This window comes from Lichenihabitans sp. Uapishka_5 (assembly GCF_033947565.1).
Taxonomy (GTDB): domain Bacteria; phylum Pseudomonadota; class Alphaproteobacteria; order Rhizobiales; family Beijerinckiaceae; genus Lichenihabitans.
The window spans coordinates 20,234-31,721 of record NZ_JARPVX010000045.1; the positions used below are offsets into that span (position 1 = coordinate 20,234).

Annotated in this window: 11 protein-coding genes and 1 tRNA gene; 6 read left to right on the forward strand and 6 right to left on the reverse strand. The window is 64.9% G+C overall.

The genetic code is table 11. From position 1 onward, the window contains the following. The first annotated feature begins 6 nt into the window (after positions 1-6). The 3 genes from P7D22_RS14915 to P7D22_RS14925 all read left to right on the forward strand — a co-directional run bounded on the left by P7D22_RS14915 (position 7) and on the right by P7D22_RS14925 (position 3,597). Positions 7-858 (forward strand): 23S rRNA (adenine(2030)-N(6))-methyltransferase RlmJ, encoded by an 852-nt coding sequence (locus P7D22_RS14915; RefSeq protein WP_319935036.1) that lies wholly within the window; start codon positions 7-9, stop codon positions 856-858. Positions 859-924: 66 nt separating this feature from the next. Continuing rightward, complete coding sequence (locus P7D22_RS14920; RefSeq protein ID WP_319935037.1) at positions 925-1,527, forward strand: glutathione S-transferase N-terminal domain-containing protein; 603 nt, start codon at positions 925-927, stop codon at positions 1,525-1,527. Between the two features lie 615 nt (positions 1,528-2,142). Further along, positions 2,143-3,597 (forward strand): porin, encoded by a 1,455-nt coding sequence (locus P7D22_RS14925; RefSeq protein ID WP_319935038.1) that lies wholly within the window; start codon positions 2,143-2,145, stop codon positions 3,595-3,597. 143 nt (positions 3,598-3,740) lie between these two features. On the opposite strand, the gene P7D22_RS14930 is transcribed toward P7D22_RS14925, so the two are convergent. Further along, positions 3,741-3,986 (reverse strand): DUF2312 domain-containing protein, encoded by a 246-nt coding sequence (locus P7D22_RS14930; RefSeq protein WP_319935039.1) that lies wholly within the window; start codon positions 3,984-3,986, stop codon positions 3,741-3,743. Between the two features lie 72 nt (positions 3,987-4,058). Beyond that, complete coding sequence (gene purE / locus P7D22_RS14935) at positions 4,059-4,520, reverse strand: 5-(carboxyamino)imidazole ribonucleotide mutase (protein ID WP_319935049.1); 462 nt, start codon at positions 4,518-4,520, stop codon at positions 4,059-4,061. Between the two features lie 279 nt (positions 4,521-4,799). Here purE and P7D22_RS14940 point away from each other — a divergent pair. Beyond that, positions 4,800-4,874 (forward strand) — tRNA-Thr (locus P7D22_RS14940). 83 nt (positions 4,875-4,957) lie between these two features. Here the strand turns inward: P7D22_RS14940 and P7D22_RS14945 are convergent. Both P7D22_RS14945 and P7D22_RS14950 read right to left on the reverse strand, forming a co-directional pair. Continuing rightward, positions 4,958-5,695 (reverse strand): pseudouridine synthase, encoded by a 738-nt coding sequence (locus P7D22_RS14945; protein WP_319935040.1) that lies wholly within the window; start codon positions 5,693-5,695, stop codon positions 4,958-4,960. Positions 5,696-5,697: 2 nt separating this feature from the next. Continuing rightward, entirely contained in the window at positions 5,698-6,615 is a 918-nt protein-coding gene (locus tag P7D22_RS14950; RefSeq protein ID WP_319935041.1) for a class I SAM-dependent methyltransferase, read from the reverse strand. 218 nt (positions 6,616-6,833) lie between these two features. Between P7D22_RS14950 and P7D22_RS14955 the strand changes: the two genes are divergently transcribed. Beyond that, the gene (locus P7D22_RS14955; RefSeq protein ID WP_319935042.1) at positions 6,834-8,693 is read left to right on the forward strand and encodes a glycoside hydrolase family 15 protein; all 1,860 of its coding nucleotides are present in this window, start codon (positions 6,834-6,836) and stop codon (positions 8,691-8,693) included. 84 nt (positions 8,694-8,777) lie between these two features. Here P7D22_RS14955 and P7D22_RS14960 read toward each other — a convergent pair whose 3' ends face one another. Then, positions 8,778-9,161 carry a DUF4260 domain-containing protein gene (locus tag P7D22_RS14960; RefSeq protein WP_319935043.1) on the reverse strand — a complete coding sequence of 128 codons (384 nt, stop codon included), beginning with the start codon at positions 9,159-9,161 and terminating at the stop codon, positions 8,778-8,780. Between P7D22_RS14960 and P7D22_RS14965 the strand changes: the two genes are divergently transcribed. Continuing rightward, positions 9,160-10,137, forward strand: coding sequence for a LysR family transcriptional regulator (locus P7D22_RS14965; protein ID WP_319935044.1), 978 nt, complete (start codon positions 9,160-9,162; stop codon positions 10,135-10,137). The two genes, P7D22_RS14960 and P7D22_RS14965, sit on opposite strands and share 2 nt — an antisense overlap. Positions 10,138-10,561: 424 nt before the next feature. On the opposite strand, the gene P7D22_RS14970 is transcribed toward P7D22_RS14965, so the two are convergent. Then, the gene (locus P7D22_RS14970) at positions 10,562-11,209 is read right to left on the reverse strand and encodes a VPLPA-CTERM sorting domain-containing protein (RefSeq protein WP_319935045.1); all 648 of its coding nucleotides are present in this window, start codon (positions 11,207-11,209) and stop codon (positions 10,562-10,564) included. Between the last annotated feature and the right edge of the window lie 279 nt (positions 11,210-11,488).

Below are 11,488 nucleotides of genomic sequence, written 5' to 3' on the forward strand. Positions count from 1 at the left end.
CCGGCCATGAACTATCGCCACGCCTTCCACGCGGGCAACTTCGCCGATGTGGTCAAGCATCTGCTGCTCAGCCGCATCCTTGTGTACCTTGGCCGCAAGCCGGCTCCCTTTCGCTACATCGACACCCATGCCGGTATCGGCCGTTACGATCTCGGCGGGCCAGAGGCCTCGCGGACCGGAGAATGGCAGGGCGGCATCGGCCGGCTGCTCCGCGTGCCGCCGCCATTGTCGCTTCGCGACCTGCTCGACCCTTATCTCAAGGCCGTGGGTCCGGCGGGACCCGACGGTCACCCCCTCGACTATCCCGGTTCGCCGGTTCTGGCGCAGCGCCTGCTGCGCCGCGATGACCGCATGTTGCTGGCGGAGTTGCACCCGGAAGACGCCGCCACCTTGCGAAGCACGCTCGGCCGCGACAAGCGTCTGAAGGTTGTGGAGCGCGACGGCTATCAGGTGCTGGCCGCCGCCTTGCCGCCGCCCGAGCGACGCGGCGTGGTGCTGATCGATCCGCCCTTCGAGGAGCGCGACGAGTTCCCCCGCCTCGTTGCGGCCCTGAAGAGCGCTTGCCGCAAGTGGGCCACCGGCACCTACGTGATCTGGCATCCGATCAAGGACGATGCCGCGGTCTCGGCGTTCCACCACGCGCTGTCCGAAGCGGCCCTGCCGCCTTCGTGCCGCATCGATCTTTTCCGCGACGAAACATCAGCCGACCCAGGCCTGCGCGGCAGCGGCCTGCTGGTCATCAACCCGCCTTATGTGCTGGCCGAGGAAGCGGGATTGCTGCTTCCTTTTCTGTGCAGCACCCTGGGCGACCCGGCGGAAACACCCTTTCGCTGGACTCTCTACAACCGAGACACCTGAGGCACGGGTGGCGGCAGTGACGCGACCGTGGCAGAGGTTCAGCCTCTCGGTCTTGCAGGTCCCCCCATGATCCTCCGTTCCGCCCCCGCCTCCCCGTTCGGCCGCAAGGTCAAGATTGCCGCCGCCCTGCTGGAACTCGGCGCGACGCTCCGCTCGGTCGATGCCGATACGACCGACGCCGCGGATTCACTTCGGCGCGAGAACCCGCTCGGCAAAATCCCGACGCTGGTGCTCGACGACGGGACGACGCTCTATGACAGCCGCGTCATCGTGGAATACCTCGATCACCTGGCCGGCGGACATCGCCTCCTCCCTGCCGAGCCGGCGCACAGGTTCCGCACCTTGACCCTGCAGGCACTGGCAGACGGCTTCACCGATGCGGCGCTGCTGATGGTTTATGAGCAGCGCTGGCGTGCCGAGGCAAACCGGGACGCGCGCTGGACGGCGCATCAGGGCGACAAGATCGAGCGAGCTCTCGGCGCCCTCGAGGCTGCGCCGCCGAACGGCGACATCGACATCGGCCATGTGGCCCTCGCCTGCGGGCTCGGATATCTGGACCTGCGGTTCGACGGGACGTGGCGCGCCACCCATCCGCGGCTGGTGACGTGGCTGGAAGCCTTTGCGGCCGCCGTGCCAGCTTTCGCAGCCACGGCCTTCAAACCAAGCTGAGCCGCCGTCGGACCACACTCTCCACCGGAAGAACTCCGCCGCCGCGCCACATCGGTGCGGCGGTCTCCTTATAAGGGGGCAACTTGCCGGGCTCTCTCATCCGCATCAGAGAGCCGCCCTCCCCTACGACGACCCTGCCCTTCCCAATACCCGCCGTCCGATGACCGGCTGATTCTGTGTCGCCGCACCACAACACTTGCTGCACTGCGGTCGCGCACGCTTAAAACAAGCATAAACGTTAACTTGTTGTTCACCTCTCGCCCCTTCCAGCGAACAACCTGGCCCTAAGCTATGAAGCCGAGGCTCTTTTCGTTGCCAGAATGTCACAAGCGGTTCTGAAAGGCCGAAATGGGGCACCCCAAGGGCAATTGGCCGTTTGTGGGAATCAGCATCGCGGCTATGTTCAAAACGCGAAAGGGAGCTTCCCTCGCTCATAATACAGACCCAGGTCACTGAGCTAAGTCTTGGAAACGACTTCGCAACGGGGACGGGGACTGCAGAAAAGGGAAGAAGAAAACCTTGTGCGGCGGCGGCGCGAAACGATCCGGTTTCGTGGCAATGTCGAGGCAAGGCGGACTTAATCCCACAGGGTCTTTCATTCTGGAGGTTTTACCTATGAAGCTCGCCAAGAGCCTTCTTCTCAGCTCGGCGGTCGGCCTGACCGCTGTCGCCAGCGCCCAGGCCGCCGATCTTCCGTTCCGGAAAGCGGCTCCTGTCGAGTACGTCCGCGTTTGCGACTTCACCGGCGCTGGCTACTTCTACATCCCGGGCACCGACACCTGCTTGAAGGTCGGCGGTTACGTCCGTACGGAATATACCTACATCTCCCCGTCGACTGCTTACTTCCCGCAGCTCGGCTCGGCTGGTCCGGGCGGCGCCATCGTCGCCGGCGGCACCCGCATCCCGGGTCGCCTGCGTGACGCTTCGGGCTTCTTCGCTCGTGGCCGCCTCGAGGCCGATGCCCGCACCCAGACCGCTTACGGCACGCTTCGCACCTTCGTTCGCTTCGAACTGACCCGCACCGGCGGCAACTACTCCGGTTCGGCTTCGTCGCAGCAGAGCTTCGCCAACCAGAACGGTTCGGGCGCCAACGTCGACAAGGCCTTCATCCAGTTCGCTGGCTTCACGGTTGGTCGCGCCCAGTCGTTCTTCGACTTCTACGCCGACAACTACAACTTCGAAGGCATCGCGAACTCAGATCAGTCCACGCAGATGTTCGCCTACACGGCGACCCTCGGCGGCGGCTTCTCGGTCACGGGCTCGGTGGAAGATCCGACCGTTCGTCGCAACGGCATCGGCAACTCGGGCGACCTGATCACCACGGGCAGCTCGTCGAGCGTGTCGTCGGTCGGCAGCGTCGGCTACGGCTCGGTCGTGATCCCGGACTTCGTCGGCGTGGTCCGTTACGACCAGGCATGGGGCGCAGTGCAGCTCTCGGCCGCCTACCACGAAGTGAAGGCCGATACCTTCGACACCGCTGGTGTCAATGCTGGCGAGATCACCCGTGACGGCTTCGCCGTGCAGGGTGGCGTGCAGATCAAGCTGCCGATGCTCGCCGCTGGCGACGATCTGTGGCTGGAAGGCGCGTACCAGGAAGGCGCCTACCTGTACATGGACTCGGCCGGCACGCTGAACTCGGGCTTCAACGCCCTGCTGCTGGGCGGCTTCCAGCACCAGGATCGCGACGCCTACATCTACACGAACGCGGCTGGTGCTTCGTCGCTGTCGCTGTCGAAGGGCTTCTCGGTCATGGGCGCCCTGCACCACTACTTCACGCCGAACTTCTCGGACGTGCTGTTCGGTTCGTATGAGGAAGTCTCCTACGGCAACCGCGCCAAGAGCACCGACTGGCGCCTCGGCGGCATCGGCGATGCCAGCGAGTTCCGCATCGGCAACCAGTTCATCTGGACCCCGGTCAACAATCTCTCGATCGGCATCGAAGGCATCTACGCCAAGATCGACCAGGATATCGCTGGTGGTGCTGCTGCACAGGCTGCCTTCGCAGCTCTCAATGTGAAGAAGAACCCCGACTCCTTCGAAGGTCGCATCCGCGTCGAGCGCGACTTCTAAGTCGAAACTCCGACAACAAGGAAGGCCCGGCAGCAATGCCGGGCTTTTCCGCTTGAAGCCGACAAACGAAAGCCCGGGTCGCTGCGACGGCCCGGGCTTTCGTTTGTGTCGGCTTCCGCGCCCGCCGGTGGCGGGCGACAGGTTTATTCGCCCATGCCGAGCGCCGCCAGATAAAGGCCCAGGATCTCTTCTTCCTCCCGGCGCTTGTCCTTGTCCTGCTTTCGGATCGAGACGATCTTGCGGATGATCTTCACGTCATAGCCGGTGCCCTTGGCTTCGGCGTAGACATCCTTGATGTCCTCGCTGACCTGCTTCTTGTCTTCCTCGAGCCGTTCGATGCGCTCGATAAAGGCAAGGAGGTGTTTGGCTTCAGCCGAATTGGCTTCCATGGCAGGATCTTTCTTGGGTGCTGTGAATGAGAGCTTGGGGCCGAACCTCGGCTCAGCCCGCAGGGTTCGCCTTTAGACGTCGTGCGGAACCTGGGCGACGCTGGCGCTTTGGGCCTGCCGCCACGCCGCCAAGCGATGCGCGAGCGCTTCATCGTCGAGGCTAAGGATGCTGGCGGCCAGCAAGGCCGCATTGATGGCGCCGGCTTTGCCGATGGCCAGAGTTCCGACCGGGATGCCGGCCGGCATCTGGACGATCGAATAAAGGCTGTCGCGGCCGCCGAGCGCCTTTGTCTCCATCGGCACGCCGAGCACCGGCAGCGTCGTCCAGGCGGCCGTCATGCCGGGCAGATGGGCGGCACCGCCTGCCCCGGCGATGATCACGCGAAGCCCTTCGGCGCGGGCGCCTTTGGCAAACTCGACCAACCGGTCCGGGGTGCGATGGGCCGACACGATCCGGGCCACATGGCCAATCTCCAGCGCCGCCAGGGTGGTGGCCGCATGGCTCAAAACAGGCCAGTCCGACTGGCTGCCCATGATGATCGCGACCGGAACCGTCTCCGCAGGCTTATGGACGTCGGTCACGCTTGTCCTCGATGCATCTCGCTTCCCGCGCCATAACGGAACCCGACCCACCGTGCAAGACGATCGGGACCCTTCCCGTACCGAAGCGCCGGTCCGCACGACGCGACTGCGCAAAGTCGTAGCCTGCGCGAAACCAAATCCCCAAGTGAACAGCGTCTGAAGGCGCGTCGCATCTTGCGTCCCGCCTGCGCCTATGGCAAAGCATCGGCCGCGCGATGCGTCGTGCGGCAAGCTGCGGTAGCTCAGTGGTAGAGCACTCCCTTGGTAAGGGAGAGGTCGAGAGTTCAATCCTCTCTCGCAGCACCAGACTCCCCACCCCTCCCTTCGCTTCAAATATTGTCGATGCTCAGGCCGGCTACACGGGTTCGCTTCAGGCCGGCTCGATCGCTTCAGCGATTTGCGGCGGCGGTTCGCGGCGGCGACAGGACGGTTTTCACCTGCGCTTCGTCGAGCACGCGATGCTGACCTGGGGCGAGGTCGTCGGGCAGTGTCAGGCCCCCGACCTGGTCGCGGTGGAGCGCCAACACGTGATTGCCCACGGCCGCGAACATGCGGCGGACCTGGTGGTAGCGACCCTCGGTGATGGTCAATGCAGCGCGCGTGGGCGACGTGACGTCGAGACGGGCCATCCGGAGGGGCGTCTCGTCTCCTTGCAGCATCAGCGTGCCGGCCGCGAAGGTTTCGGTCTCGTCGCCGCGCAGGGGGCGCGCCAGCTTGACATGGTAGCGCTTCGGCACCTGCGCCTTGGGGGCGATCAGGCTGTGCAACAGGGGGCCGTCATCGGTCATCAGCAGAAGGCCCGAGGTGTCCTTGTCGAGGCGGCCGACGGAGGAGATCTGCGGCTCGCGCCGTCGCCAGCGCTCCGGCAGCAGCTCATGCACCAAAGGGCCCTCGTCCTTGTGCGAGCACGTCACGCCGAGCGGCTTGTGCATCATGATCACCAGCCCGGGCGGCGGATCGAGCGGTTCGCCATCGATGCGAATCTCCGTCCAGGCCGCGCTGGCGATCTTTTGCGCGGCATCGCTCAGGCGGAGCTCTCCCAGCCTGACCCGACCGGCCCGCAGCAGCGCCGGGATCTCGCGGCGCGAGCCGTAGCCGAGGTTGGACAGAAGCTTGTCGAGCCGCATGCTCACACCACGGCCTCGAACACCTTGTAGCCTTCCGCCTCCACCACCACCGTCACGCTGCGGAACAAGGGGGCCAGCACGCCCTCATAGGGAAGGTGGCGGTTCGCCGTCAGCCACAACCGCCCCCCCCGGCGCAGCGCCGTCGCGGCACGTTCGATGAAGATGCGGCCGAGGCTGCGCTCTTCCGTGCCGCCTTCGTGGAACGGCGGATTCATCACCACGAAATCGAACTTCGTCAGGCTGGCGTCGGGCCGCCTGAGGTCACTCCAGCGCAGGCTGACGCGCGGATCCTCGAGATTGCGCCGCGCCGCCTCGATGGCGCGCCGGTCGATATCGAGGCCGAGCAGGCTCTTGACGGCGCCCGAGGTCAGCACGCCCCGAGACAACAGGCCGGTGCCGCAGCCGAAATCCGCGCCATGTCCCGACAGGGCGGGCAGATGTTTCATCAACAGGGCGCTTCCCGGATCGAGCCGGTCCCAGCTGAACACGCCGGGCTGGGTCCAGAGGTCGTAGGGCGGGATGCGGCGCGGTCCGCCTTCGGCCAGCGTGGCGTCGACGTCGACGAGCGCTTCGGGGCGTGTCCCGGCACAGATGCGGTGGTGGCGCTTGGACGTTTCGAAGACCTCGCAGCCGAACGCTCGAAGCTCGGCGGCCAGCCGGGAACCGCCGCGATCCTTCGGTGCCAGCACCTGGAACGGGGCACCCGGGGCCAAGGCGAGGAGCGCCTGCGCCAGGGCGAAACGCCGCTCGAGCGTCCCTGGCGGGGCCAGCATGATCAGACTGGCGAGCGAGCCCGGCCGGCACGCCTCGAGGGCGGCGGCGCCGGGCATCAAGGGCGAGAACTGGACGGTCCCGGCCTGGAAGGAGACGAGGGCTTCGGGCGGCTGTCCGTAAGCGCCGTGTTGGTCAGCGTGGGTCATCCGGCTCGCATAGGGGAATTCCGAGGGTCTGCCCAGCCGCCGCGTCGCGGAAGCATGCCGCGACGGCCGGTCCGCTTCCGCGAGCGACGAAACGCCGCCAAGAGCGACACGTGGCCACGCCGGCTCTGGTCGAAGGTCCGCATCAACCCATTTTTTGCGCTGCAGCGACGAGCGACGGCCCTCGCGCCGACGTGAACCAGGATCGACCGAGCTTTCCGATGAAGATCCCATTCCATTCCGCACCGGAAGGTTGCACGGCCTCGAACATTCATGCGGCGCTCGCCCCGGACGCGGAGCGCCAGGCCTTTCCGCTGCAGGATTATGCGGCGCTCGGCGATGGGCGTTCGGTGCCGCTCGTCGCGCCCAACGGGGCCATCACCTGGTGGTGCGTGCCGAACCTCGATTCGGAGCCGCTGTTCGATGCGCTCACCGATCCGGTTTCGGGGGGCCATTTCACGCTGGCGCCGACGATACCGTTCCGCAGCGAGCGCCGGTATCGCCAGGACAGCAACGTTCTCGAGACGCTCTACACCACCGAAGGCGGGGTGGCGCGAGTCACCGAATCTCTGAACAGCACCTTGGCGGGCCGCCTGCCCTGGTGCGAGCTGGCGCGTCGCATCGAGGTGCTGTCGGGAGCCATGACGCTGCGGGCCGAGCTCGTCTTCGGCACGCGCGGCGACACCGTATCGCCGTGGCTGCAAGCCAACCAGAATGGCTGCATCTTCCACGTCGGACCCGTGTTGGGCCTCGTCCGTTTGTCGGATGCGATGCGCGTGGTGACCCAGGAAGACCGGACCATCGTGGCCGAGGCAACGCTCCATCAAGGGCAGCGCGCCCTCGTGGCCGTGATCGCCGGCGAGGACCAGCCTTTGGCACTTCCGCCGATCGAGGATATCGACAACCGCATCGATATCAGCGACGCGGCGTGGCGGGGCTGGGCCGAAGGGCTGCACTACGAGGGGCCGCACCGGGACGCCGTGCGGCGCAGCGCGTTGATCCTGAAGCTGCTCCTCTTTTCACCGACCGGTGCCATCGCGGCGGCCGCGACCACATCGCTGCCCGAACGGATCGGTGGCGACAAGAACTGGGACTATCGCTACGCCTGGGTGCGGGATGCCGGCTACACGCTGAACGCCTTTCTGCGCCTCGGCGTGCTGCCGGAAAGCCAGGCGGCGTTCCAATGGCTGATCAGCCGGCTGGGCGTGACTGGCCCAAAAGTCTGCTACAGGCTGGATGGCGGCCCCGTGCCGCCGGTGCTGACCACGGAAGCGCCCGGCTATCGGGGTTCGCGCCCGGTGGTGGTGGGCAACCAGGCCGCGACGCAACATCAGCACGGCATCTACGGCGACATTTTCGAGGCAGCGGCCCTGTTCGTCGAACGCGGCAACGTCCTCGATCAGCGCAGCGCCTGGGTGCTGGCGGGCTTGGCGGACGAATGCGCCGAGCGCTGGCGCATGAAGGATTCCGGCATCTGGGAGCTGTCCGACCTGCAGCACTACACGATGTCGAAGATCAGCGCCTGGCAGGCGCTGGCCCGTGCCGTGACCCTGGCCGAGGGGGGGCACCTGCCCGCTACCTACGCCGCCCGGTGGTCGCGCGAGCGCGACCGCATCGCCGCCTGGGTCGACCAGCATTGCTGGTCGGAGCGCAAGAAGGCCTACACGTTCTTCGCCGGCACCGAGCGGCTCGATGCCTCCCTGGTGCTGGCGGTGCGGTTCGGGTTCGACGGTCCGGATCGCCTGTCGTCGACGCTCGACGCCATCCGGGCCGAGTTGAGCCACAAGCCCTGGCTCGGCCACAGCCCCTGGCTGTATCGCTATTCCGGCGCCGAGAAGGAGGAGGGATGCTTTCTGGCCTGCACGTTCTGGCTGGTGGAAGCTTATGCGGCGCTGGGGCGGGCGGACGAGGCCAGGGCGCTGATGAACGAAGCCCTGGCGGCCTTGCCGGGCGGCATCGGCGTGCTGAGCGAGATGGTGGATGCCGCGAGCGGCGACCTGATCGGCAACACGCCCCAGGGCCTCAGCCACCTGGCCCTCATCCACGCCGCCGTCCAACTCCGCGACGGCAAGGAGCGGTGAGCGCCCCGGAGCGCTCGACCAACTACGGCTGAGAATGAGGCTGGCGCGATCCGGTCCGGTCGATGCCGTCCCCACCGCGAACCCTCAAGGGGTCGGTGCGCTCGGACCGCCCAAGTGGCTGAAGCGGAACCCCTCGGGATATTTGAACCCCGCCTTGATGAGGCGGTCGAAGCCGATATGGGCCATCCAGATCAAACCGATGCTGAACAACACCGGTGCATGCTGAACGGTGCCGATGCCGAGCAGCAGCAACGGCCACACATACCAATGAGCCAGGTTGTAGGCCGCGGCGCCCACGCGCGGCCCGGCAAGATAGCCGAGCATCGAGACATCGGGCAGCATGACCAACACAGCGAAGAGCAGCCAGCCCGTACCGGCCGTCGCATAGGTCAGGACGGCCAGAACCAACACCGCCAGTCCCTCCGCCCGGAGAAACAGGTTGGGATGTCCAGTGACGATTCCAGGCATGGTGATCTCCGTCTTCCGCTTCGATGGAGATCTTGTCGGCCATAAGGATTTGGATGACCATCTGGCGAATGTTGATGGAAACCATGCAGGAATGAATAGCCTCGATTGGAACCTGCTTCGGGCCTTTTTGGCCGTTGTCGATCATCGCTCCTTGTCGGGTGCGGCCGCCCGGACGCGCATCAGCCAGCCGACGCTCAGCCGCCAGATCCGGGAGCTTGAGGCGGTTCTCGGCACCACGTTGTTCACCCGATCGGCCCGGGGGCTCCAGCCAACCGAGGCGGGGCTCGCGTTGGTCGAGAACGCGCGAGCGATGGGCGCCGCCGCCGAAGCGTTCGCCCGCAAAGGACATGGCCGCTCCCAGGCCATGACCGGCACCGTGCGGATCACGGCTTCGTCGGTCTTTGCAACGCTGATCCTGCCGGAGATCATCGTGGAGCTGCGCGAAGCGGAACCACAGATACACTTAGAGCTGGTTGCCTCCGACGTGTCGCAGAACCTTCTTCGTCGCGATGCGGATATCGCCATTCGCCATATCGATCCGACCCAAGGCTCGCTGATCGCGCGCAAGCTCGGCGCGGCCCCGCTGGGGCTGTTCGGCGCCAAATCCTATCTCGCCAAGCGGGGCACACCGCACCACCGATCGGATCTGATGTCCCACGATGTGATCGGCTACGATCGCGACGAGGCGATCATTCAGGGCTTGGCGGCCAACGGTCTGAGTGTCGGTCGAAATCACTTCCCGATCCGCTGCGACGATCAGATCGCGGGATGGACCCTCTTGCTGGCCGGAGCCGGACTGGGCTTCGCACCGATGCTCCTGGGAACAAAGGAAGACCGCCTCGTTCCCATCGATATCGGCTTGGCCATCCCGCTGATGCCGGTCTGGCTCGTGATGCATGAAGACGTGCGCACCAATGCCAGGATTCAGAAGGTCGCCGGTTTCATCGCCAATCGTCTGATCGCAAAGCTTCGCTGATCGGGCGAAGTCAGGTCGTGCCGCTAGTGAAGCGGGCCATCGAGGCAGTGCCGTTATCTCTCCAGTGCTACCTGTCGGGTCGATGACAGGATGTTCGGCAAACGCTTTGTCAAGCACTCGTAACGACAACGTCGTTCGACGTGGCCGAACTCACCCGAGGTCGACGACACGATTGCCAATGGATCGGGCTGGTCGGGCGCTAAACAGACAAAGGTCCAGGCGCCCCGGCTTATTTCGGAAATACTACCAGTGCGCTCGGCGCCGAACGGTCTCAGCAGCGTCTTGGGGCCAGGTGCGTGGGCATAGTCGTCGGAATGCCCGCGAGCGACTCAAGCATGAAACCGGCGCTCAAAGCGCAAGCACTTTTAAACCGAAACGCCCGCGGTTGAAGCCGCGGGCGCATGGGTTAATTTGCTAGCGAGAGTTAGGCTGCGGCGGCAGCCTTCTTCCGCTTCAAGCCAAATCCCACTGCGCCGAGAGCCAGCAGAGCCGCGCCGAACATCGGAGCGGAAGCAGGCAGCGGGACGCTGGAGACCGAAAGGTTCGTGAACGAGAACTGCTCGTCCGTGTAGTTGTAGTCGACGTTGTAGTTCTGAGAACGGTACAACGACCGGTCGGACGACAGATCTTCGAAACCAACATACGTGCCGGCCGGGATTGCGCCCGAGCCGTCAAAAGCGCTGGAGTAGATGTGCTGTGAACCGTCGAGGTTGGATGACTTGTCCGAGTAGAACGTCGCGCCTGTGGTCGCAACGTCGATAAAGAAGGTCAGCACCGACCCCTTGGTGAAGGACCCGAAGTCATAGGACGAGCCAACAGTCGTCGTATGGTTCTGGAAGACGCCTGAAGCCATCTTAACACCGTTGACGAGAAGGCCGAGCGTCTCGTTGTAGGAGGCTCCTGTCCCGAGATAGTACCCCATGATATCGCCGCCATTAGCGACGAAGGAATAGGTGGCCGGGTTTTCCGTTCCGATATTGGCGTAAGCCATCGATGCCGCGGATGCAGGACTTACGGCTGCGGCGCAAAGCGCCATGCAGCCAAGTGCTGCCGAACGAAGTACGACTTTCATGTGAGACCCCTCTAGTAAACCGACTTGCCTCCCTTCCTTACAGGCTGTCCATCTTAGTGCAATGTTCAATAAAGCATGCCTCGCGAGCGATTCAGTGTCCGCTGCAAAAGCACTTCGCGGTACACCGACTTTGTCGGACGCCACTCAATCTCAGGGCTGCGCTTCCAGCAGGCGTGTGTTCTGGTTGCAAGCTAGGCAAGCCCAAAAAAGCTATAATGGCATAGCTAGAGCTATTGCCATTCAGGCTGGATCGTATGCATCGTAGCCTGCGGCTCCGAG

Bases quoted from the DNA above. Each gene is read 5' to 3' on its own strand.
- purE (WP_319935049.1), bottom strand. From the start codon at position 4,520: ATGGGCAGCCAGTCGGACTGGCCTGTTTTGAGCCATGCGGCCACCACC.
- P7D22_RS14965 (WP_319935044.1), top strand. From the start codon at position 9,160: ATGGTGATCTCCGTCTTCCGCTTCGATGGAGATCTTGTCGGCCATAAG.
- P7D22_RS14960 (WP_319935043.1), bottom strand. From the start codon at position 9,161: ATGCCTGGAATCGTCACTGGACATCCCAACCTGTTTCTCCGGGCGGAG.
- P7D22_RS14955 (WP_319935042.1), top strand. From the start codon at position 6,834: ATGAAGATCCCATTCCATTCCGCACCGGAAGGTTGCACGGCCTCGAAC.
- P7D22_RS14970 (WP_319935045.1), bottom strand. From the start codon at position 11,209: ATGAAAGTCGTACTTCGTTCGGCAGCACTTGGCTGCATGGCGCTTTGC.
- P7D22_RS14945 (WP_319935040.1), bottom strand. From the start codon at position 5,695: ATGCGGCTCGACAAGCTTCTGTCCAACCTCGGCTACGGCTCGCGCCGC.
- P7D22_RS14925 (WP_319935038.1), top strand. From the start codon at position 2,143: ATGAAGCTCGCCAAGAGCCTTCTTCTCAGCTCGGCGGTCGGCCTGACC.
- P7D22_RS14950 (WP_319935041.1), bottom strand. From the start codon at position 6,615: ATGACCCACGCTGACCAACACGGCGCTTACGGACAGCCGCCCGAAGCC.
- P7D22_RS14920 (WP_319935037.1), top strand. From the start codon at position 925: ATGATCCTCCGTTCCGCCCCCGCCTCCCCGTTCGGCCGCAAGGTCAAG.
- P7D22_RS14915 (WP_319935036.1), top strand. From the start codon at position 7: ATGAACTATCGCCACGCCTTCCACGCGGGCAACTTCGCCGATGTGGTC.
- P7D22_RS14930 (WP_319935039.1), bottom strand. From the start codon at position 3,986: ATGGAAGCCAATTCGGCTGAAGCCAAACACCTCCTTGCCTTTATCGAG.